The sequence below is a fragment of the Paenibacillus sp. FSL P2-0322 genome (assembly GCF_037975315.1).
GTDB lineage: Bacteria > Bacillota > Bacilli > Paenibacillales > Paenibacillaceae > Paenibacillus > Paenibacillus polymyxa_B.
Genome location: NZ_CP150243.1, coordinates 1,117,528 through 1,140,000 on the forward strand (window position 1 = coordinate 1,117,528; position 22,473 = coordinate 1,140,000).

General features: G+C 44.4%; 23 protein-coding genes and 1 pseudogene. 19 read left to right on the forward strand and 5 right to left on the reverse strand.

Features of this window, described 5'->3' with window-relative positions; all coding sequences use genetic code 11:
* Window positions 1-100 precede the first annotated feature (100 nt).
* From MKY24_RS05075 to MKY24_RS05095, 5 genes are all read left to right on the forward strand, one after another.
* Window positions 101-868 carry an amino acid ABC transporter substrate-binding protein gene (locus MKY24_RS05075; protein ID WP_028542078.1) on the forward strand — a complete coding sequence of 256 codons (768 nt, stop codon included), beginning with the start codon at window positions 101-103 and terminating at the stop codon, window positions 866-868.
* Between the two features lie 40 nt (window positions 869-908).
* Entirely contained in the window at window positions 909-1,568 is a 660-nt protein-coding gene (locus MKY24_RS05080) for an amino acid ABC transporter permease (protein ID WP_023987212.1), read from the forward strand.
* Window positions 1,569-1,583: 15 nt separating this feature from the next.
* Window positions 1,584-2,336, forward strand: a complete 753-nt coding sequence (locus MKY24_RS05085; RefSeq protein WP_028542079.1) for an amino acid ABC transporter ATP-binding protein — start codon at window positions 1,584-1,586, stop codon at window positions 2,334-2,336.
* Window positions 2,337-2,774: 438 nt separating this feature from the next.
* Window positions 2,775-3,380: a VC0807 family protein gene (locus tag MKY24_RS05090; protein ID WP_339201512.1), complete on the forward strand. Its 606-nt coding sequence runs from the start codon at window positions 2,775-2,777 to the stop codon at window positions 3,378-3,380.
* A gap of 6 nt (window positions 3,381-3,386) precedes the next feature.
* Window positions 3,387-3,995 (forward strand): TetR/AcrR family transcriptional regulator, encoded by a 609-nt coding sequence (locus tag MKY24_RS05095; RefSeq protein ID WP_023987215.1) that lies wholly within the window; start codon window positions 3,387-3,389, stop codon window positions 3,993-3,995.
* Window positions 3,996-4,133: 138 nt separating this feature from the next.
* Here MKY24_RS05095 and MKY24_RS05100 read toward each other — a convergent pair whose 3' ends face one another.
* Window positions 4,134-4,421, reverse strand: coding sequence for a DUF6809 family protein (locus tag MKY24_RS05100; protein ID WP_023987216.1), 288 nt, complete (start codon window positions 4,419-4,421; stop codon window positions 4,134-4,136).
* A 297-nt stretch (window positions 4,422-4,718) separates the two neighbouring features.
* Between MKY24_RS05100 and MKY24_RS05105 the strand changes: the two genes are divergently transcribed.
* On the forward strand, window positions 4,719-4,964 hold the full coding sequence (locus MKY24_RS05105; RefSeq protein WP_023987217.1) for a helix-turn-helix transcriptional regulator: 246 nt from the start codon (window positions 4,719-4,721) through the stop codon (window positions 4,962-4,964).
* Window positions 4,965-5,194: 230 nt separating this feature from the next.
* Window positions 5,195-5,407 carry a helix-turn-helix transcriptional regulator gene (locus MKY24_RS05110; protein WP_023987218.1) on the forward strand — a complete coding sequence of 71 codons (213 nt, stop codon included), beginning with the start codon at window positions 5,195-5,197 and terminating at the stop codon, window positions 5,405-5,407.
* A 64-nt stretch (window positions 5,408-5,471) separates the two neighbouring features.
* Here the strand turns inward: MKY24_RS05110 and MKY24_RS05115 are convergent.
* A pseudogene (locus tag MKY24_RS05115) lies at window positions 5,472-5,573 on the reverse strand (GNAT family N-acetyltransferase); the annotation flags it as partial.
* A 471-nt stretch (window positions 5,574-6,044) separates the two neighbouring features.
* Here MKY24_RS05115 and MKY24_RS05120 point away from each other — a divergent pair.
* Window positions 6,045-6,683 carry a glycoside hydrolase family 11 protein gene (locus MKY24_RS05120; RefSeq protein ID WP_023987219.1) on the forward strand — a complete coding sequence of 213 codons (639 nt, stop codon included), beginning with the start codon at window positions 6,045-6,047 and terminating at the stop codon, window positions 6,681-6,683.
* Window positions 6,684-6,900: 217 nt separating this feature from the next.
* On the opposite strand, the gene MKY24_RS05125 is transcribed toward MKY24_RS05120, so the two are convergent.
* Window positions 6,901-8,214, reverse strand: a complete 1,314-nt coding sequence (locus MKY24_RS05125; protein WP_023987220.1) for a hypothetical protein — start codon at window positions 8,212-8,214, stop codon at window positions 6,901-6,903.
* A 214-nt stretch (window positions 8,215-8,428) separates the two neighbouring features.
* Between MKY24_RS05125 and MKY24_RS05130 the strand changes: the two genes are divergently transcribed.
* The 6 genes from MKY24_RS05130 (at window position 8,429) to MKY24_RS05155 (ending at window position 13,112) form a co-directional block, all read left to right on the forward strand.
* A complete protein-coding gene (locus MKY24_RS05130; protein ID WP_233903838.1) occupies window positions 8,429-9,667 on the forward strand; it encodes a M20 family metallopeptidase in 1,239 nt (412 codons plus the stop codon).
* Window positions 9,668-9,695: 28 nt separating this feature from the next.
* On the forward strand, window positions 9,696-10,535 hold the full coding sequence (locus tag MKY24_RS05135) for an enoyl-CoA hydratase/isomerase family protein (RefSeq protein WP_023987222.1): 840 nt from the start codon (window positions 9,696-9,698) through the stop codon (window positions 10,533-10,535).
* A 4-nt stretch (window positions 10,536-10,539) separates the two neighbouring features.
* Entirely contained in the window at window positions 10,540-11,361 is an 822-nt protein-coding gene (locus MKY24_RS05140; protein ID WP_023987223.1) for an enoyl-CoA hydratase/isomerase family protein, read from the forward strand.
* A 91-nt stretch (window positions 11,362-11,452) separates the two neighbouring features.
* Complete coding sequence (locus MKY24_RS05145) at window positions 11,453-11,848, forward strand: serine dehydratase beta chain (protein ID WP_023987224.1); 396 nt, start codon at window positions 11,453-11,455, stop codon at window positions 11,846-11,848.
* 287 nt (window positions 11,849-12,135) lie between these two features.
* Window positions 12,136-12,597 carry an L-serine ammonia-lyase, iron-sulfur-dependent, subunit alpha gene (locus MKY24_RS05150; protein ID WP_231118758.1) on the forward strand — a complete coding sequence of 154 codons (462 nt, stop codon included), beginning with the start codon at window positions 12,136-12,138 and terminating at the stop codon, window positions 12,595-12,597.
* Window positions 12,594-13,112 (forward strand): TetR/AcrR family transcriptional regulator, encoded by a 519-nt coding sequence (locus tag MKY24_RS05155; RefSeq protein WP_196773809.1) that lies wholly within the window; start codon window positions 12,594-12,596, stop codon window positions 13,110-13,112. The genes MKY24_RS05150 and MKY24_RS05155 overlap by 4 nt, the downstream gene beginning before the upstream one ends.
* A gap of 344 nt (window positions 13,113-13,456) precedes the next feature.
* On the opposite strand, the gene MKY24_RS05160 is transcribed toward MKY24_RS05155, so the two are convergent.
* Window positions 13,457-14,809: an MATE family efflux transporter gene (locus MKY24_RS05160; protein WP_339201513.1), complete on the reverse strand. Its 1,353-nt coding sequence runs from the start codon at window positions 14,807-14,809 to the stop codon at window positions 13,457-13,459.
* A gap of 137 nt (window positions 14,810-14,946) precedes the next feature.
* Between MKY24_RS05160 and MKY24_RS05165 the strand changes: the two genes are divergently transcribed.
* Window positions 14,947-15,633 (forward strand): TetR family transcriptional regulator, encoded by a 687-nt coding sequence (locus MKY24_RS05165; protein ID WP_023987230.1) that lies wholly within the window; start codon window positions 14,947-14,949, stop codon window positions 15,631-15,633.
* Between the two features lie 1,560 nt (window positions 15,634-17,193).
* Window positions 17,194-17,772 carry a sugar O-acetyltransferase gene (locus MKY24_RS05170; RefSeq protein ID WP_023987231.1) on the forward strand — a complete coding sequence of 193 codons (579 nt, stop codon included), beginning with the start codon at window positions 17,194-17,196 and terminating at the stop codon, window positions 17,770-17,772.
* 93 nt (window positions 17,773-17,865) lie between these two features.
* Here the strand turns inward: MKY24_RS05170 and MKY24_RS05175 are convergent, their stop codons facing one another.
* Window positions 17,866-19,347, reverse strand: coding sequence for a PLP-dependent aminotransferase family protein (locus tag MKY24_RS05175; protein WP_339201514.1), 1,482 nt, complete (start codon window positions 19,345-19,347; stop codon window positions 17,866-17,868).
* A 125-nt stretch (window positions 19,348-19,472) separates the two neighbouring features.
* Here MKY24_RS05175 and MKY24_RS05180 point away from each other — a divergent pair, with 125 nt between their 5' ends.
* The 3 genes from MKY24_RS05180 to panB all read left to right on the forward strand — a co-directional run bounded on the left by MKY24_RS05180 (window position 19,473) and on the right by panB (window position 22,418).
* On the forward strand, window positions 19,473-20,258 hold the full coding sequence (locus tag MKY24_RS05180; protein ID WP_339201515.1) for a PhzF family phenazine biosynthesis protein: 786 nt from the start codon (window positions 19,473-19,475) through the stop codon (window positions 20,256-20,258).
* A 75-nt stretch (window positions 20,259-20,333) separates the two neighbouring features.
* Window positions 20,334-21,551, forward strand: a complete 1,218-nt coding sequence (locus MKY24_RS05185) for an MFS transporter (protein ID WP_339201516.1) — start codon at window positions 20,334-20,336, stop codon at window positions 21,549-21,551.
* 30 nt (window positions 21,552-21,581) lie between these two features.
* Window positions 21,582-22,418 (forward strand): 3-methyl-2-oxobutanoate hydroxymethyltransferase, encoded by an 837-nt coding sequence (panB, locus tag MKY24_RS05190; RefSeq protein WP_339201518.1) that lies wholly within the window; start codon window positions 21,582-21,584, stop codon window positions 22,416-22,418.
* Window positions 22,419-22,473: the final 55 nt, after the last annotated feature.

Genomic DNA, 22,473 nt, shown 5'->3' on the forward strand with positions numbered 1-22,473 from the left:
TGCGGTGTGTTATGATGATACTCTGATAACGTGTTAACGAACTAAAGCGTTTGCCACCTGTTCTTGGATACGGGGGTCACCATTGTTGGAGGGGAATAAGATGAGAAAAGCAGCCATGTTTACGATGTTAATTGGATTGATGATGATCGTGTTGGCCGGATGTTCCGGCGGTAAGGATGACAGTAAATTGATTATTGGAATTGATGATAAATTCGCCCCGATGGGCTTTAGAGATGAAAATAACGAGCTGACCGGCTTTGATATTGATTATGCAAAAGCGGCCGGGGAACAAATGGGTAAACAGGTGGAATTTCAGCCGATTGACTGGTCTGCCAAAGAATCCGAGCTGAACAGCGGACGTATTGATCTCATTTGGAATGGATACACCATTACGGATGAGCGTAAGGAAAAAGTGCTGTTCACGAAGCCATATCTGAAAAACAGTCAGGTGATTGTCATTCCGGCTACTTCCAGTCTATCCAAGCTGGCTGATCTGACGGGCAAAACGGTCGGACTCCAGACGCTGTCTTCAGCAGCCGATGCATTGGATGCAAATCCGATCAAAAGTAAATTGAAGCAAGTGTCCGAGTTCCCGGATAATGTTCTCGCTTTGACAGACTTGAAAACCGGACGTCTGGATGCGGTTGTCATTGATGAAGTTGTTGCCAAGTATTATATGTCAAAGGAACAAGGGACGTATAAGCTGCTTGATGAATCTTTGGCCCCTGAGGAATACGGCATCGGCGTGAAAAAAGGAAATGAAGAGCTGTTGACGCAGCTGCAATCCGCTTTGGATGAGCTGCACAAGAACGGAAAAGCTGCTGAAATTTCGAAAAAGTGGTTTGGTGAAGATAAAGTATTAAATTAATACGTAGTGTATTGAACTAAGGGTTTAGGAGTCGAAGGTCATGAGTATGGAATATATTTTACGAATTATGAAGCCTATGCTTGAAGGGGCACAGATGACGGTTATTTTATTTTTCATCACGCTCATCTTGTCTATTCCATTGGGTTTTATCGTTACGTTGCTGGCCAAAAGCCGGATTAAGCCAATCGCCTGGCTGATGCATACGTACATTTATGTTATACGCGGCACGCCGCTATTGCTGCAATTATTGTTCTTTTGTTTTGGTCTGCCGATGTTGCCTGTCATTGGGGAGTATCTAGTATTGGACCGGACAACGGCTGCGGTACTGGCATTTGTACTGAATTATGCAGCTTATTTTGCAGAAATTTTCAGAGGCGGGATGTTGTCGATTGATAAAGGGCAATACGAGGCTTCGCAAGTGCTGGGCTTGAGCAAGTCGCAGACGCTGATTAGAGTCATTGTGCCGCAAATGGTACGGATTGCTTTGCCTGCGGTAACCAATGAGGCGACAACACTGGTAAAAGATACGGCACTACTGTATGCAGTAGCGGTACCGGAACTGCTGCATTTTGCCAATACGGCTGTAAACCGTGATTTCTCGATTGTACCTTATGTTGTAGCGGCGGTTATTTATTTGTTGTTAGCTTTGGTGCTGACGCTATTCTTCAGGGCGCTGGAAAAACGTTTTAAATTCGAGTAAAAGGAATGTCGAGATATGAATACTAATGCAATAGAAGTTACCGATTTGAAAAAATCGTTCGGCAAGCTCGACGTTCTGAAAAGAGTGAGCTTTAACGTTAAAGCGGGCGAGGTTGTAGCCGTCATTGGTCCTTCAGGTTCAGGAAAAAGTACCATGCTCCGTAGTTTGGTGCACCTGGAAGATGTGACGGGCGGGACGATCCGCATTCATGATAAAGCACTGGTGGAAAACGGTCAGTACGCTCCAGCAGGTGATATTAAGGGCATTACTACCGGGATGGGCATGGTGTTCCAGCATTTTAATCTGTTCCCTCACTTGACGGTGCAGGATAATCTGGAGCTGGCTCCGAAGCTGGTGAAAAAGGTGAGCAAGGCTGAACTGCGTCGCCAAAGCGCTGAGTTGCTGGCTAAAGTCGGATTGGCAGATAAAGCAGATGCGTATCCATCCCGACTGTCGGGAGGACAGAAGCAGCGTGTGGCGATTGCCCGGGCAATGATGATGAACCCTGATATTTTACTGTTTGATGAGCCGACCTCGGCTCTTGATCCCGAGCTGACGGGTGAGGTGCTGCGGGTTATCAAAAAGCTGGCTGAGGAACATATGACGATGGTCATCGTGACCCACGAGATGAACTTTGCGAGAGATGTGGCGGATCGTGTCATTTTTATGGATAATGGAGAAATTGCAGAATCCGGTACACCAGAGCAGATTTTCAACAATCCGCAACTGGAACGGACGAAGGTGTTTTTGAATCGGGTGGGGGATTAAAAATATAGTTGCTTGTTGGGTGTGTGTCGGGGAGGCGCTGCGCGTGCAGATTGTTCTTCCGATCGCTGTTATCCCCGGATTTTTTCATTGGAATAGAAATTTAAAGGTGAAAATCCGGGGATAAAGGCGAACGCTCCGCATCTTCAGAACAATTCTGCCCGCTCCGCTCACTGACCATCTGGCAAGCAATATGTTTTTAAGCAAGTAATGTGGAGTTAGAATAAGAGAGGGAGATGGCCAGTGCCATCTCCCTTTTTGTAGTTGCAGGGATGTGAACTGTGTAACCACATTTGGGCAATATGTAGATTTAAGCGCGTGTACAGCTAACTTAGTGAGGGGGAGAAATCCTTAACTGGTATATAGGATAGAGATTAATATTTTTTAATCTTTACATACCTACCGAAGGTAGGTTTTAAATGATGAGAGGGCGAGTCGATCATGAATAAATCTCGCAACGAAATCATCTTTACGTTAATCATCAACCTCGTATTGCCTTATTTGGCTTATCGTCTATTAATTCCACACACAAGCAGTCTGATAGCTCTGTCCATCGCTGCACTTGTACCGCTATGCGACTCGATCTACAGCCTTATACGGACCCGTAAAGCAGATGCTTTCTCCGGATTCATTTTTCTCGGCCTAATTCTTAGTGTTGTTGCTGTTCTCTTGGGCGGTGATGAACGCTTCATTTTGCTGCGGGAGTCTTATGTGACTGGTATTATGGGGGTGGTGTTTCTAGGTTCGCTGTTTTTTAGCAGACCATTAATTTATTATTTTGCCGAAAGATTCACAGGCCATAATCCACAGATGAACGATAAATGGGAGAAAATTCCGCGCTATCGCTTTAATTTCCGCCTGATAACGGCGGTGTGGGGACTCAGCCTGTTGCTGGAAGCCTTCATCAAAGTTGTGCTGGTATATTCGCTGTCGATACCGACCTTTCTGGTCGTATCGCCGTTCTTCACCTACGGGCTTATTGGTTTGACGATCTGGTGGAATATTGGTTTCATTAAACGAATAAAAAGACAGACAACCGGGAGGTAAAAGATTATGCAAGACAAAGCGATGAACGACAGTCTAAAAAAGCTGCTTGAGATTGCCGAAGAGATGATTATGGAGAAAGGCTGTCGGGCGACGACACTACAGGATATTGCGGATCGCAGCGGACTGACTAAAGGAGCCATTTACCATTATGTCAAAAGCAAAGATGAATTGTTCGGTATGATTCTGGAGGCGGGAATGGAGAAAACCAATCAGCGTTTTTTTGAATCTGTCGCCCGGACTCCCGCAGGACCAGAAGGAATCAAGTCCCCGCTTAACACCTTAACTGAACGGCTTCGTAACATCGGCAGTGGGGACAGCGCTACCAGCCTGATTTTTATCTATCTACTCAGCCAACAGGATAAGCCCGCCGTGGCAGGAATTCTGAAACGTTATCATGAAGCATCTATCCTCACTGCCAAAACGTGGATCGAAGTCGGACAGCAGAATGGAGCTATCCCTATTTCAATCGATGCGGACAGGACAGCTCGGATGTTCACCGTGTTCAAGAACGGACTGCAAGTTCAGCATAACATAGTGACCGATGGCGATAAAATCAACGAACTGGAAATTTACGAGTTCTTGATGAATGCGCTGGGGGGCGCAGGCAGAGGCTAGTGAGCCCCTCCATTCGTTTTGTTATCCCCGGATATTACCTTTAAATTTATATTTATTGAGGAAAAATCTAGGGATAACAGCGATCGGAACGGGTAATTTGCATGCGTAGCGGGTTCACCACCATAACTCCTCCATCATCTATCTATTACGATCAACAATTTCTTTGTCCTCGCTAAATACTTCAATCATCGTTAATGCCCCCGCCCGGTACCCGTGAATGAATGCTGCTGCGGAGTGCAGGGAAGTTGACTCGCTTAATAAATCAAACATGACTTCAATTGACTCAAACTCGACTGCTGGTAATTTGCTTTTCAACATCTCCATGAGATCACTAATTTTTTGATTCACTTTTTGAGATTCAGGGTCGGTTGAATTTATCTGTTCACTGGGACGCCAATTCCCATAATACATATCCTCCAAAATCATTTTCATCATGCCTCCTTATGAATACTGATTATTTATATAAGTTGAGCTAAAGATGTACATACGGCGCCACTACGCGGTCGGATGGTGCTTCCCATCGCTGTTGTGCCCGGATTTCTTAATCAAGCTAAGAAGGTTGAAATCCGGCCACAAAGGCGAACGCTATCGCTTGTACAGCACCATTCCGCCCACTCCGTTCTTATTCCACTTGTTATACTCTTTAAATAAATTTATGCGAAAAACGCATAAAAATCAATATGCAGTTTTCGCATGGAGTAAACTTTGCTTGGGTGATGAGCAATGTATAAGAGAATTCGCGATTTACGTGAGGACAAAGACTTAACACAACAGACCATGGCTGAATTATTACATATCTCACAAACGACCTACTCTCGATATGAAAATGGGACCTTGGACGTTCCCAGTGTCGTCTTAATCAAATTGGCAGATTTCCACAAGGTAAGTATCGACTTTATTCTTGGTCAGACAGATGATCCTGAACGTTGTACCGGTAAAAAGAATAGCATGCAAAATAAAGCTCTATGATGACCGCAGGAGCTATATTTCAATATTCTGTTATATGCTTCGTTGGGAAATATACACTTTAATAAAACGAATTTAGGAGAATCCGTCTGTCCCCATTAAGAGCTTTTGCATATGAAGGGACAACTCAAGATTTCAAGGTAAAGTTGAAGATAAATAATTTTTATGCGAAAAACGCATAAAAATCAATATGCAGTTTTCGCATGGAGTAAACTTTGCTTGGGTGATGAGCAGTGTATAAGAGAATTCGCAATTTACGTGAGGACAAAGACTTAACACAACAGAGCATGGCCGACTTTTTAGGTATCTCACAAACAACCTATTCCCGATATGAAAATGGGAATCTGGACGTCCCAAGTGTGGTCTTAATCAAATTGGCAGATTTCCACAAGGTGAGTATCGACTTTATTCTTGATCAGACAGATAATCCTAAACGTTACAGGTAAAAAGGCATAACATGCACAGCAAAAAAAGCTCCCGTGATGATTCACAGGAGGTTTTTTGCTGGAATTATTCATTAAGTCGTCCCATCATAACTGTGTTGAGGTAATTACCATCGGACAGAATTTTGTCCTTTTTTAATATGCCTTCGCTCTCAAACCCCAGTTTTTTTATACTGAATTGCACTCCTTAAAATTGACATTGGAAAAACTCCATATGGGAAACCGACGGGACTGACCCCAGTTGCCATTGGCAGCTTTTTGGTTTTAACGATATAAGTTCTTGTCTTCAGCTTGGGACAAGAACTTATATTGTTTCCGATTAGATGAATATCTAAAAAATCCGACATAAAAATAGATTCGCATATTGCTCGAATAATTAAAAGCAGCGAAGACCTTCTTCCAACGTTACGAAACTCGATTACCCTTCAACGGCTTCTATAAAATTCAAAGAGAGCTAAACATAATAGAGTTAAAGCTTTAATTTGCTAGGTTTATATGCAAACGCTATCATTCTATAATTTACACATAAGGGAGGTAAAAGTAAAAAAACGGGATATGCACAGATAAGAGATGTGTTACAAACAGAATCAACTAACAAGCAGGTGTATGGGACAAACACAAAAATTTTAGGAGGTAGATTATGTTTAATTTTAGTAAGAAAATGATGACGGTAGTTCTTGCAGCTTCCATGAGTTTTGGGTTGTTTGCAACAACCTCAAGTGCAGCGACAGACTATTGGCAAAATTGGACCGATGGCGGTGGGACGGTCAATGCTGTTAATGGATCAGGCGGTAATTACAGCGTAACATGGAAGGATACCGGGAATTTTGTTGTCGGGAAAGGCTGGACTACTGGATCGCCAAACAGAACGATTAACTACAATGCCGGTGTCTGGGCGCCGTCCGGTAATGGATACTTGGCTCTCTACGGGTGGACGAAAAACTCACTCATCGAATATTATGTCGTTGATAGCTGGGGGACTTATCGACCTACCGGAACGTATAAAGGTACGGTGACCAGTGATGGGGGCACATATGACATCTACACAACAATGCGATACGACGCCCCTTCCATTGAAGGCGAAAAAACGACGTTTATTCAGTACTGGAGTGTTCGACAGTCGAAGAGACCGACCGGGGGTAACTCCACGATCACTTTCAGCAACCACGTGAAAGCATGGGCGAGCAAAGGAATGAATCTGGGGAATAGCTGGTCTTACCAGGTGTTAGCAACAGAGGGGTATCAAAGTAGTGGGAGTTCTGACGTAACGGTGTGGTAATCACTCAACCACAAGCTGTTCAACGAACAGGCGCGGTTGGGACTGTCTCACGGGATAAGCGGGTTTTGAGAGCTGTCTGATAGATAGGGTTTAAATGAATCGATCATAAGTGATTTGACTTGGTAATTTAAGCGCAAAAAAGGCACGTTTTCAGTTTTGAAAATGTGCCTTTTTTGCCATTAATTTAAAGTCGAAATGGCAAACGTAACAATGCGTGTCATCTGCTTAATTTGCGCCCTTCTTTGTCGAGAAACAACAGTTCGTAGTATTTTTTTGGTCGCCCTTTACTGTTGTCTCGTTTTTCAAATACCGTTTGTACGTATTTACTTTCTTCAATTTTGTTAAGGATACGGTTTGCACCTCTGACGGTCATGGACAGGCATTGAGCAACATCCTCAGAGGATAATTTATTTGTTCTCATGATTTCTGCGTAGGACATGATTTTTTGCAAGTTAATGTTGTTTATTCCGATAGTTTTGGCTAACGCGATGATTTCCGGGTCCCCCTGTTCAGAGAACTGTATGACATTCATGCTCCGCATTGGGCCGATAACCTTCTGATCCTCGTTTATAAAAAAGCTGCAGCTGCCCGTAAAGGCTTCCGCCTGTCTGTGAGCTTTGGTGGCGTTAATGTTAGCTTGAAAATATTCATGCCCTGAGCCCCACCCGATCTTCACCTTGTCGCTTATGCGCTCTTCCAGATACTCCAGCAGGGTGCAGTTATGCGCGTTAGAGGTGATTTTCATGAAATTTCCATAGGTGGTGTATAGTCTGACAAAGCCTTCCGAAATTTGGGCCGTGTCTGCCAGATTCACGCTGCGCAGAAATCTGCCGACAAGGACCTTTAGCTCATGAAGCTGCTCTTCAGATGGCGGTTCCGCCGTTTTGGTCGATAAGCATGCGACAACTGCCCTCTGACTCTTAAGCTTGAGGATGGTAATCTCGTTGATGATCTCTCTTATGGTCTCTTTAACGTTTTCCAAAGTGGGCCGGATTAAGATATATCTGACTCCGTGCTTTTTGAGTTCTGGAACAAAGTGGCCGAACGCCGTGATGGACAGGTCTATTTTCTTATCTTCCCACAGAGTGATATGGTTTTCGAGCATTGTTTCCACCCGTTCGAGCAGATCGTCGTTGTTAATGGGCTTTCCCTCATGAGTCAGGTATTGTTGGAATTCACTGAAAGAATCGATAATATACGCATAATCCACATAGATCCTAGATATATCAAGCTCAGGATATGTAACCAGTAGCCGGAAAAGTTCCCTATATAGAAGGTTTTCATTATCCTGCAAAATGTGAATAGGTACTTTTTCATCCAAGCATTCCTTATCAATTGACTCGTAAAGCATCCTGCCACTGATAACAAATCCATCTACCGAACCTAAGTTTTTAAGATATATGTCTTTTGTTTCCCGGAAGTTGTTGATCGTAAGAAAACGGAACTGACATACCGACCGCATTTCTTCTTCAATGGCGCGGAAATAGTCCATATGGGTCTCAGGCGTGATAATACCCAGCTTGATTTTCATGGTAGATTCCTTTCATAAACAGTTCAATCAAAAGAGTTATATCACAATAAATGTGATATTTCAATGTTCCGGTAGCCTCCAAAAAAAAGCGTTCTTAAAATGTCTTATTTTCTCTTTACATTTAATAAATTTAAAAGTACGATAAAATTGTTCTTAAAAAGTCTTAAAATAAGAAGGGGGGGATGTTTACTCTGTTCTTACGTTCATTCAATTTGTGTTTTGGGAGATGTTCATTGTGATTGAAGAAGCTGGAGACTTTTTGAGTATGGCCCATCAGCTGCAGGAAAAATTGGTCATGTACAGGCATCATCTGCATGCGATTCCGGAACTTGATTTAAGTTTGCCCAGGACAACTGCCTACGTAAAAGAGGTGTTGGAGTCGATGAGTCTTAAGCCCACTCCCGTAGGAGAATCAGGTCTAACGGTTACGATCGGCGGACAACATGCCGGGAAGGTGATTCTTATTCGTGCGGATATGGATGGGCTGCCCATTCAAGAAGAAACGGATATTTCTTTTGCGTCGTTGAATGGAAACATGCATGCATGCGGTCATGACTTGCATACTTCCATGCTGTTGGGAGCTGCGGAGATCCTGAAGGCAAACGAAGAGCAGCTTCGCGGGACGGTTAAGCTTATGTTTCAGCCGGGTGAAGAGACTCTGCACGGGGCAAAGATGATGCTTGAGAATGGGATTCTCGAAAATCCTAAAGTGGATGCAGCCATGATGCTTCACGTGTTGACTGGAATGCCAATTCCTGCCGGGCAATTTGTAGTGCCTGAGGCCGGAGAAGCGATTTCAGCTTCTTCTGATTGGTTCGAAGTAATCATCCGCGGAAGGGGCGCACATGGAGCGATGCCTAGTGCCGCAGTAGACCCATTAAATGTAGCTGCTCATCTTCATCTGGCGCTGCAGGGGATCGTAAGCCGTGAAATTTCGCCAATGGAGAGTGCAGTTCTTACAATTGGAGTGATGGAAGGTGGAAGTACAAACAACGTGATTCCCGATACTGCCAGAATGAAAGGCAGCGTACGCACATTTAACGCCGCATTGCGGGATGAAATGGAAACCCGTATCCACGAAATTTCTGCAGGTATTGGAGTAACTTTTCATGCAAAGGTGGATGTGATTTATACCAGGGGCTGTCCTGAGGTGAAAACGGAAAGCGGGCTGAACCATCAAATGAGAACTACTATTGCCAACACTTTTGGCGCCAGTTCCTTTATCGGTATAACACAATTGATACCCGGTGGTAAATTAATGGGATCAGAAGACTTCGCATTTGTATCACAAGCGGTGCCAAGTACCTCAGTGTTTATTAACGCAGGCAATACCGAAGAAGGTTATGGTTACCCTATGCACCATCCAAAGACGATGTTCTCGGATGAGGTACTTTATAAAGGGGCTGCGGCATACGCTGCTTTCGCCAGAGATTGGCTTGAAAGTAATAGATAATATCTAAACAAAACTAGGAGGAATTGAAATGACTGAGCGACGTATGATTGGACCAACAAAATTTGAAGAGTACTCGGTGAAGTACAAAGACTTTCTATTAATGACCCGTCGTGACGGAATAATTGAAGTGCGGTTGCACACCGACGGAGGGCCGTATCAACATTCTTGGGAAGCCCATACTGCATGGTCCCATGCATGGTCAGATATTGGCCGTGACCCTGAAAACGAGGTAATGATCATTTCTGGAACAGGGGATAAATGGGTAATAGGGAACCCTGATGTCTGGAATACAAAATTTATGGACTGGCCGAAGCAAAAGAAGCTCGAACAGTATCATGAATCGCTGAGACTGCTTGAAAATTTGATATTCTGCATTGACATCCCCACAATAGGGGCGATCAATGGGCCGGGAACGCATTGTGAACTCGCAACTCTCTGTGATATTACTATTTGTACAGAAGACGCGGACTTTTTTGATCCTCATTTTCTGGGAGGCACACCTCCCGGAGATGGAATGTTACTCACGCTGCAGAACATGATAGGTTTCAAGAAAGCAGCATATTACGCTTACACTGGCAAGAATATCAATGGTCAAACCGCATTGGACCTAGGCATAGTTAGTGAAGTCCTCCCCCGCGAAAAGCTCCTTCCACGTGCTTGGGAACTTGCGGAGATGATCATGCAGGCACCACGTTCAACGAGACATCTCTCACATTCAATTATATCCCGTCCATGGAAACAAGCCTTGGTCAGTGATCAAGGGTTCCAGCTTGCTCACCAAATGTTCGATATGGCTATTGATGAAGAAGGTGCTCTTGAGAGACTGATGAAGATGCAAGGACGTCTAATGGGCAACGAAGTTCAATAGAGATATGGCGGGACCTACAAGATTCGAAAAATATTCGGAGAAGTACAAGGACTTGTTCTTCATGACTCGCCGTGACGGCATACTCGAAGTGCGTATGCACACTCGCGGGGGACCTCTTCAATTTGACTGGGCGACCCAAACTGCATATGGCAATGTATGGTCAGATGTTGGCCGTGACCCTGAAAATGAGGTGATGATCCTTACAGGGACAGGAGATTTGTGGCAAATAGGCAATCCTGAAGTCTGGACAACAAAATTCATGGATTGGCCGAATAACCGGAAACTGGAATTATATCATGAATCGTTGAGAATGATTGAAAATATGATCTATTGCATCGACATCCCCACAATTGGGGTGATCAATGGTACAGGCTCACACTGGCAAATGGGAACGCTTTGTGATATTACCATTTGTGCTGAAGGCACAGAGTTTTTCGATGCTCATTACCTAGGCGGTGTACCGCCTGGAGATGGAATCGTCTTAGCACTTCAAAATATACTGGGAATCAAGAAAGCGGCATTTTGCGCATACACGGGTATGAATATTAATGCACAAGCGGCATTAGACCTCGGTCTGGTTAGTGAGGTACTGCCTCGTGAAAAGCTTCTTCCACGTGCGTGGGAACTGGCAGAGATGATCATGCAGGCACCTCGCTTTGTAAGACATCTTACTCATTCGATTGTGTCGCACACATGGAAAAAAGCCCTTGCCAACGATCAAGGTCTCCAGCTTACTCACCAATTGTATGACATGGCCATTGATGAAGAGGGTGTTCTTGAGAGGCTGATGAAAATCAAGGAACGTTTTCAGAGGAACGAGCGATAGTTTAAACGATGCCGAACGTTTATATTGGTCAAGCAGTAGGAAGATCTTATGCCAAAGAAAACTGAAAACTGAGAAAGGATGTAAGGGTGCTATGAAATCTTTGACAGAACTCTATAAGGTTGGCAGTGGACCATTCAGCCCCCATACAATGGGGCCGGAGAAAGCCGCCAGAATCTTCAAATCAGAAAATGAGGATGCCGAACGATTCAAGGCATTGATTTATGGTTCCCTTGCAAAAACAGGCAAAGGCCATATGACGGACAAGGCCATTATTAAAGCACTGTCACCATTTCCAACGGAGATTGAATTTGTTCCACACGCAGATTTTATTCTGCCCCATCCCAATACCATTGATTTTTTTGCTTACAAAGACGGGCGGCAAACAACATCCATGCGTGCTGTAAGTATCGGCGGCGGGGACATCGTTATTGAGGGACGGGAGGAGATGCTGGCGCCCGATGTCTATAGGGAGAATAGTTTTGTATAAATTAGTAAAATTTGTAAAGATAACAATATCCGCCTAAGCGATTACGTCGAGCAGTGTGAAGGCAAACAGATATGGGATTTTTTCTATGGGATTTGGGAAGCGATGAAGCATTCGGTCAACGAGGGGCTTTCAGTCACAGGTATTCTGGAAGGCGGTCTCCATGAGAACGCAAGGCGCAATTTCTTTATAATCAGCGGCATATTGATGAGAGCCCGGAGACGCGGGAAAACAGGATTGTCAGCGCATATGCTTTCGCGGTCAGCGAACAAAATGCCGCCGCCGGTGCAATCGTAACGGCCCCGACCTGTGGGGCCAGTGGTGTCATGCCGGCCGCGCTCCTTTATATGCAGCAAAAGAAGCATGTCTCGGACGAACAGATCCCCCGGGCTCTGGCAGTAGGCGGGCTCATTGGCAATCTGGTCAAGCAGAACGCCTCCATCAGCGGTGCTAAATGCGGCTGCCAGGGGGAGGTTGGCACTGCTTGCTCTATGGCATCGGCTGCACTGGCAGATCTGTCTGATATGGGTATCGACCAGATTGAGTATGCAGCGGAGGTTGCGTTGGAGCACCATTTGAGGTTGACCTGTGATCCTATTAACGGACTTGTTCAGATCCCTTGCATCGAGCGGAACGCCGTGTGGCTGAAAAGCCTGTGCAAACATTGGGCCGCAAGCGAGATCACACGCGGGATGATAAAATCCTTGAGGCGACAATCGACATCCTCGCCGATACGAGTTTCGATGGTATGACAATGGACATGGTCGCGGCTCGAGCAAAGGCTGGGAAGGCGACGGTTTACCGCCGCTGGTCTTCCAAGGCGGAGTTAGTCCGAAACGCCTTGGCCTGGATGAATCGAAATCATCTTGAGCTCGAAAGCTTGCCTGATACAGGAACCTTGCGCGAAGATCTCCTCGTGCTTTTGAAGCCGCAATCGATCGCGGAAGAAGAACGAAAATTTCGAGTCTTAGCGGGTCTAGGCTCCTTTTTGCAGCATCCGGAATTTGCCGAAGCAGGAACAGCCGGGATTTTCGAGCCATGGGTTGTTGTGAACCGCGAGCTTATGAACCGAGCCGTCGTCCGCGGTGAAATTCCCGCTCACGCGGACATTGAGATGGCTTGCCAGGTCATTACTTCAATGGCTTCCTTTCGCGGACTCATCCAGCGCAAACCGTTCGACAAGCCTTTCTTCACAGCGCTAATCGATGGCATTCTACTGCCTGCACTCAAAAACCCGCAAACAGCTCCAAATATCATGGACAGATGATGACGAGGCGCTTACCAGAAGAATCTACAAGGTGGATCAATCACAGAAATGATTCAACTAACGGGAAACAATATTTGAATTTAGAACAGGGTTTGAAAAGTGAAATATAAGGGATTAGGAGGCACGGGTTTGCTCGTTTCGAAGTTTGCGCTGGGAACGATGATCTTCAGAGGTAAGAACTTTCCGATGAGTGTGGCGATGGGGGCGCTGAATAAGCAAGATCGTGCAGGTAGGGGGCATTTTCCTTTTTTAAATGACAATTGCCCTTATTCCCCGTCCACGTACCTAAAAAAGGCAGGATCGGGGAGTGTCCTTATCCTGCCTTCTTGGGTGTTATATGTTTTCTACTGTACTAACTTATCCAATTCTGGCTGCAATTTGGTCCGCAAAACATACAACATGATGGCACCAACAAGGAATGCGACCGCATCCGCAATGACAAGCGACCAGACCACCCCGTGGAAGCCGTTCATTTGATTGGCGATAAACAACACAGGAATCAGAGTAATCCCTTGAATAATTGACATAATAAACGCGGCAGTTCCTTGCGCTGATGCTTGGAAGATCCCGGTAAACAATGTGGTCATTCCTGTAATGAACAAGGATAGGAACGTCACATGTAGAATGTAGCTGCCCATTCCAATTAATTGCGAGTCATTTGTAAATAAACCAATTAAGTGGTCGGAAATCAAATAGACGATAATGCCGAATACGACTGCTAACGCCACAATCACTTTGATCGTAAATCCAATGGTGTTCTTCATGCGTAATTTATTCGCTGTGAAAGAGAAGGCAATCAACGGCACGACTCCCTCGCATAAGCCCATCAGAATAAACTCAGGAAATTGCAATAAACGTGATGAAATTCCGTAAGCCGCTACGGCCTGATCCCCGTATTCGACAAGAAAATGGTTAAAGATGAGCGACATTGCACCCAAAAAGATACTCATAATAAAGACGGGAACTCCGATTTTGAATACATTGCTCAGAATGTCCTTGGTAGTCTTGAACCATTTTACGGAGACGGTTAAGAATTGGCTCTTATATCCCATATGGAAGGCGTAGAATGCACTCGCAACCAAGTTAGAAATGACCGTAGCAGACGCAACGCCGATCACATCCCAATGGAGCACGAAGATGACTAACGCGTCGAGAATAATATTTATAACAACACTGAGAATCATACCGATCATCGACGTGATTGCTGCACCCTCCGAACGCACGATATTCTCCAGTGTGAAGAATAATACGACGAATGGTGAGCCAATAAGCATAATCGTGACATAGTCCTTCGTGAATCCGAAGGAGCCAGACGTTGCTCCCAGGCCATGAACGATTGGATTGATCAACGGGAGACCGACCGCCATTACGATAAGACCGAGAACTAAACTGCTGTAAAAGGCGAATGAAGACACATGCTTCACATCGTCATATTTTTTCTCTCCCAGCAAACGGGAGATGAATGTGCCACTACCCATGCCTATCAAGTTGCCTAGCGCCATAATGATCGCGAATAACGGCAAGGTTAGTGCGAGTGCGGTTAACATAGCAGTATTGCCCAGTGTACCAAGGAAATAGGCATTTAAGATGGAATAAATGACACTCATTGACGTGCCTAGCATCATTGGTATAGCGAAGTGAGCTACGGCTTTTGCGACCGGTGCTTTTTCAAAGTAATGGAGGTTTTCTGCATCCATGCGGATCACTACTTTCTTTATTTATTTTGCCTTTCAGTCTAACACTGTTAGGTTGTACCTTACAGTGTTAGATGGTATCATGAACCAATGAACCTGTAAAGCATAAACTTACACTGTTAGATAAAAGGGCGGATGACATGAAAAAGCAGCAACCTCAGATTTCGGAGGATAAGATTTTGGAAACCTCGTGGGAGCTTCTTGGAGAGGAGGGCATCGAGAAATTAAGCATGAGACGATTGGCCGACAGGTTAGGGATTCAGGCTCCCTCTCTGTACTGGTACTTCAAGAGCAAACAGCATCTCTACCAGCGTCTGGCCAACCAGGTATCGAAAATGATTCTGGAAGAGTTCCACTCCGAGGGGGAATGGAAGGAGCAGCTGACGGGGCTTGCGGTAACGGTACGGAGCGTGCTCAGCCGATATCCCTGCTCCACGCAGCTCATGATGATGACGCTGCCCCACGAACCGGACATCATCCGGTTCACCAACCGTATGCTGCTCTGCGTGGAATCGACGCCGCTTGAGCAAGAGCAGAAAATGCAAGTGGTTACTACGCTTGTGAACTATGTCTTCTATTTCGTTCTAGACGATTATCAGCATGAGCGCAATGTCTCCGCTATCTTTAAGGACCAGAAAGCGCATCCGGGTGAGGAGATGATTCGCCTTCTGGACTCCATGAGCGAGACGGATGTGGGACTGTTTCGGAGGATGTTCACGAACGGGCTGTTCAATCTGATGGGAACCGACGGGGCGTTTGAGTTCGGCTTGAAGCTGATTCTGTTGGGGATTGAGCAGGTGATAAAGGAGCAGGAAAGTAGTATGTAAAAACCGCCCATCCGGTTATTGGATGGGCGGTTTCAATTAGGTTATGTTTACCCTAAATTGTTAGTGAATTTATAATCTTCTGCCTGTCTTTTTTCCTTTGTAAACGTGATTTACTTGTATTAATCATCAAGACAGGAAATATGTATCTTCAACTCAATTACTAAGCATAAAACCAAACGAGTACGTTATTTATACAAGGAACCATAGAATGGCCGGATATGTATAATATCGCCGAGCACTTCAAGCGTGTACCTGCGATTAGGTTTGCCGAAATCAAAGGAGCTGATCATATGCTTGTCCTTACTCATGCGGAAGAACTAGCAACTAGCATCCGACAGTTTTGTCACAGGTGAGAACCATCCGTGAATAGATTGGGTATCTCTTGAATCAAAGTATTATAATGAGGTGATAAGAAGTTTTGAACCTTAAGAGCAACCCGGAAGAAACATCTTGGTGCTTGGAAGCGGCGGATGAGTGAAAAGCGTTTGTTTACAGATAACATCAACACGATGTCTCTTAAGCATGTCTATACCAAGACCTTACATTCGGAGCAGTTGAATTGACGTACCGCCCATCAAAAGAAGATTAACGCTTTTCACCAAAAATCAGGAAGTGTTTATTGAATTAAAGGGACACGTTAGTTCAATAAAACAGCGGCAGGCTCAGACTGATAAAAATAAAGTCCGAGCCTGCCGCTGTTTTATATTGGAGCCAGTCATATAATTATAATCCGGAGCCTGACGGTAAACTATACCCAGCTACCTTGTATCCCACAGACGGTTCTTGCGAGCTGTTACTCTGAAAATAAAGCATCCGTTGCAACCGGATGAAGGATAGGCAGTGGCTGAAGGGAGATGGTCCGGTCGAGATGAACAAACGCATCATAACGATCCGTCATGCTGGAAGGCACATAATTGCCGAAGCTTTATTGGCTTACTAACACAATCGGGTCGTCAACGCGGATATATTATGAAAATTCACATTCTCTGCCGCCATTAGGCTATATAAAAGTACCAACTGGGGTTGCATTATTCCGTGTTTCCTTTTAAAAGATATCCGTCGACAATGAAACCCGAACCAGGGAAATTATCTTTAGGAAAGGTCACGATCGCGCATGTTTGATCTTCATCATAATTTTGCGTTACTCTCGCCCAGAAGGTTGACGATCCTGTACGTAAGAGAATGGAGGCCTCCTTCTGTTTTCACATATAAGCAGATAACATACGAATGGTTGGCATTGTACTTATAACGTCTGGCCGGCCACCGTGAGATTCAACCATTTCTACTTCAATGATTTCTCCGGTTTGTACAAGAGATTTGATGACGTTTCCGCAAGTCGCCACGCTTAAACCGGTAATGTTAGAGACCGATGAAGTTGTTCCATGCTGCATTGACTTTAACTTGTTTTTACCAATTATACATTAAATTGTTAACTCGAATCGAGTTGTGTGGTAGATTTGGCAACTTGATCCTTATTTTTATATAAGTTATTATAAGTCATATAATATTAGATAATAAAAAGAATGTTAGGTATAAAGTCAGACGAAAGGGAGTGCTTGAGTGACTTTAAAAGAGCAATTGAGAAGCGGAGAAATGTACAACGATTATTCGGAGGCGTGTAGTGCTGCAAGACACAAAGCGTCTAAATTAACCAAGCTGTACAATAACAGCGATGATAAGCAGGAAAGAAAAGAAATCTTAGACAAGCTGCTAGAGAAATGCGGAGAAGACGTCCATTTTGCGAATGATTTTCGCTGTGAATTTGGGTTCAACATTACGATTGGCAATCACTTTTTCGCAAATTATGATTGCGTGATTTTGGATTGCGCGGAAGTTATGATTGGTAATGATGTTTTGTTCGGGCCTCGAGTTGGAATCTATTGCGCGAATCATGCAACAGATGCCGTTGAACGCAGAAATGGTGGTTGTTATGCGAAACCAGTAACCATAGGAGACGATGTATGGATCGGCGCCGGTGTTCATATTAATCCTGGAGTCTCAATCGGTAGCAATTCGATCATTGGTTCCGGGAGTGTCGTAACTAAAAACATCCCGGCTAATGTTATAGCTGCCGGTAATCCCTGCCGAGTGATTCGAGCTATTACCGAAGCCGATAAAACCGGATTTATGGATGCATGACAAAACCGATAGGTGGGATCATAAAAGAAGACTGCTGAAGTAAGCTTCAGGCAGTCTTCTTTGTGTTTTCTTTTCGAGGCGGCCCAAGGATATTTAAAAATAAGGAGAGGAATGCGAGTTTTTTCTACTTAAAATGATGCCCGCTAAAATTTCGCATAACGTCGTTATGCCTTCACGAAGCAATTCCTGACTGACGAACGAAAAACTTAATCGGATATGATGATTCTCATGTTCAACAGAGAAGCAGGAGGATCCCGGCAAAAAGGAAATTCCCTTTTTATTGGCTTCTGCTAGAACAAGATGCGATTGTACCCATTCCGGAAAGCTAAGCCACAGATTAAGTCCTCCTTGTGGCACCATCCAAGACACTTCTTTCGGGCAGCGCTCTGACAGAATTTCAAGCGCTAAATCGCGTCTTATTTTCAGTGTCGTTCTTAAGTTTTGCATATGACTTTCTACAATCGAAGGCTCGAGAAAAGGAAGCAGTATTTTTTGAGTCACCAATGGAGTACCTAAATCCGCGTTAGCTTTTGCAGCTAACACTCGCTTGAAAATAGAACCTGAAGCCGATAAAACGCCGATCCTACAGCCGGGTGCCAATATTTTACTCAATCCTTTTAAATAAATAACATGTCCATATTCATCCATGCTTTTAATTGGAGCAGGGGGGTGCTGATCATAATAGATTTCGCCCCAAGGATCGTCTTCGATAATAAGTGTTTGTGTATTTTGCGCCATTTCCAGAAGTTTCCTTCTTCGCTTATGGCTCATTAAGACACCGGTCGGATTATGAAAATTCGGAATCGTATAAATAAGTTTAGGATGATGTTTATCAAATAATTGCTGCAAAATATCCAAACGCATTCCTTCTTGGTCGAGAGGAACGGTTAGAATCGTAACGCCTCGATTTCGGAAAATATCGATAGCTCCGGGATATGTCGGAGCTTCAAGAATCACAACGTCCCCAGGACCTACGAATGTTCGAGCAATTAAGTCAATTCCTTGCTGCGAACCGTTCGTGACCAACAAATTTTCAATTTGCGTGTAAACGCCTAGACCGCTTAAATATTGCTGCATAGCGAGCCTAAGTTGTTGATCGCCCTGAGTATGACCGTATCGCGATAAAAAGGTTCCATCTTCTTGAATCAAGTGTTCAAACGCCGTTTTCAAATGTTGGTTAGGAAGCAATTCGGGATCGACCATGGAAGAAGCCAAGTGAATTTTTTGCGGCACATGATGAAATTGAGCGAGTTGGGAGCGCGGTAAATAATCCGGAACCGACAATTGCCAGTCCTGAGTTAATGGTTCTTCGATGCAGGCAGTCTCAATATCATTGTTTTTTTTACGGACAAATGTCCCGCTGCCTTGTACGGAATAAAGAAAATTTTGCTGCTCTAATTCGCGATATGCTTTGACTACTGTTAATAAACTGACATTAAGCTGCTTGGAGAGTACTCGAACAGAAGGCAATTTTTCACCTTCCTGCAGGAAACCGGATAAAATTTGATCAATCACGGCCAGCACAATTTGCCGAGTAATTGAAATCCCATTGTTTCGCTGAATATAGATGTGCATACGAAACCACCTCAAGTGTTATATCATCTAGTTGATTGTTATACATATAAGTCCTTTATAATGTCTACATTGTTTCATCATAACATAACACTTTAAGTGTTATTAGCGAAAAAAGGAGGAGAAGGATGAGATACTATGTAGTAGATGCTTTTGCGGAAAAGGTATTCGAAGGGAACCCTGCGGGCGTATGTATTTTGGAAGAATGGCTTCCGGAAGCAACGATGCAAAGCATCGCAACCGAAAATAATCTTTCTGAAACGGCATTCGCTGTTAAAGAAGGTGAAGATTATCGGTTAAGATGGTTCACACCGGCAGCAGAGATTGAGCTATGTGGACATGGGACTTTGTCTACTGCTTTTATTCTCGCCCAGTTTTATGAGCCAAACAGCAACAGGTTTGTTTTTCATACGTTAAGCGGGATCCTGACTGTTTTGAAAAAACAAAATCTGTTTGAATTGGATTTCCCGAATCGGCTTCCGGAATCTTTTGCTTTGACTCAGGATATGGTCGATGCGCTCGGAGTCACTCCTATAGAAACCTATTTAGGTCGTGATCTGATGTTTCTATTAGAAAACGAGGATCAAGTTCGTCAGTTAACCCCGGATTTTTCGAAGCTTAAACAGCTGCCGGATGGGCTAGGGGTCAATGTGACATCTCAAGGCAGTCAGTTCGACTTTGTCTCGCGAAGCTTTTTCCCAAAACTTAATGTCAACGAAGATCCGGTATGCGGTTCGGCTCATTGTAATTTGATTCCATTCTGGGCAGGACGATTAGGGAAGAACGAATTGGTGGCTCGGCAGGCGTCCCCTAGAGGAGGCACTTTGTATTGTCGTCTGGAAGGCGACAGAGTCGTGATGGGCGGTACAGCAGTTCTCTATGCTACATCTGAACTGCATCTCGATCACCTATAAAAAAACCTGAACGAACTAAAATAGCAGTTCAGACCTTTTTTTATTCGTATGTATTGAGTAGAGGAGTATCCTGAAATGAAATTGCATTATGGATGGATTGTACTATTTGCCACGTTCTTTGCGCTGTTTGCTGTCCAAGGCGTGCGATTGGCTTTTGGCGCATTTATTATTCCATGGGAGAACGAATTTTCCCTGGACCGAAGTATGACTTCTTTGATTTCGACCGTCAGTTTTATCGTGTATGGCCTTTCTCAACCTGTTGTGGGACGACTAATCGATCGATACGGCGCGAGAATGATTGTGATAGGGAGCACGGCTTTAGTTGGAGTAAGCGTCATATTGACTGCTATGACTCAGCAATCATGGCAGTTATTTTTATTGTATGGTTTCTTTGTTTCCTTAGGCGTAGGGGGAGCTTCCAATGTAGCAGCTGCAGCAATCGTGACGAAATGGTTTACAGCTAAGCGCGGTTTTGCTTTGGGGATCGTGGAAGCGGGTTTCGGAGTCGGGCAAATGATCATGGTTCCGGGCTCTCTTTTGCTCATTCAAGTTATGGGCTGGCGAGGGACGGTTGTCGTACTGGGATTGTTTTTATTGCTTTTAGTCGTGCCGGTGGTTGTTTTTTTATTACGAAATCAACCTGCTGATAAAAATCTTTCGCCGTATGGCGGCGTCAATGAACAAGGCGATACCGTAGCTGAAAACAAAAATTCTTCCCTATGGAGTGTTTTTGCCGTTTATAAGTTTTGGTTCATTATTATGCCATTCGTCATCTGCGGTTTTACAACTACGGGATTAATGGATACCCACTTGATTCCTTTCGCACATGACCATGGGTTCTCAACTCAAGTCACCGGGAGTGCGGTCAGTATCTTAGCCGCTTTTAACATTGCCGGCATCATACTGTCAGGATATTTGGCCGATCGCTGGAGCAGTCGTCGAATGCTGATTTTCTTTTATAGTGTTCGCAGTCTGTCTTTAATTCTTTTACTGGTCAGTCACGAACCGGTATTGCTGCTTATATTCGCGGCAGTATTTGGATTAGTCGATTTTGCAACAGTAGCGCCTACTCAACTGCTGGTTACCAAGCATTTCAACAAACATCGGGTAGGATTTATTATTGGATGGTTATTTTTGGGGCATCAGGTAGGTTCAGCTTTAGGGTCGTATATTCCAGGGTTACTATATTCTCATAATAACAGCTATTCCAGCGCATTTTACGCGGCTATTTTTCTTCTGGTTTTGGCCGTTATAATGACTTATCTATTACCCAAGAAAGAACTTGCTTCCTAACTTCAATACTTCATTTTCAGGAGAATATTCATGAAGCAAACCGTGGATTTTATAAACATGAAGCAGCGCGAAGAAAAAATCGTTGTGCTGACTGCCTATGATTATCCTTCTGCTAAGCACGCAGAACAGGGTAGCGTAGATATCATTTTGGTTGGCGATTCTCTCGGGATGGTGGTACTGGGTTACGATTCCACCGTCCCGGTTACGCTTGAAGATATGATTCATCATACTAAAGCAGTTAAACGAGGGGCAAAGAACACATTTATTATGGCGGACATGCCCTTTCTAAGTTATCACCTTACGGTGAAGGACACCTTAATCCATGCCGGCCAATTGGTCCAAGAAGCCGGTGCCCATGCTGTAAAACAGGAAGGAGCCGGTGAGGTTATCGAACATATTGCTGCATTGACGAGAGCCGGAATTCCTGTCTGTGCCCATTTGGGCCTGACGCCGCAGTCTGTCGGTGTCTTAGGTGGCTATAAAGTGCAGGGGAAAGATGCCCGATCTGCTCAACGTCTTCTGGAAGATGCGAGAAAGTGCGAAGCTGCCGGTGCCTTTGCTTTATTGTTGGAATGCGTGCCGAAGCAGCTGGCTGAAAAGGTTGCCAAGTTCTTGACTATACCTGTAATCGGGATCGGAGCTGGCTTGAATGTGGATGCTCAAGTTCTCGTTTACCATGATATTTTAGGCTACGGTGTTGAACGTGTGGCCAAGTTTGTGAAGTCTTATCAAAAACTAGATGCTTCTATATCAGAATCCATTCAGGCCTATGCAGCAGATGTGCGAACCAAACAATTTCCTGAAGAAATCCATTCGTTCAACATGAAGGAAGAGGAATTAAAAAGAGTTTATGGAGGCAAGGAATAAAACAAGCAGTGATTTGTGAAGGGTAACCGGTTTTGAAATTGAAAAATGAGAAGTT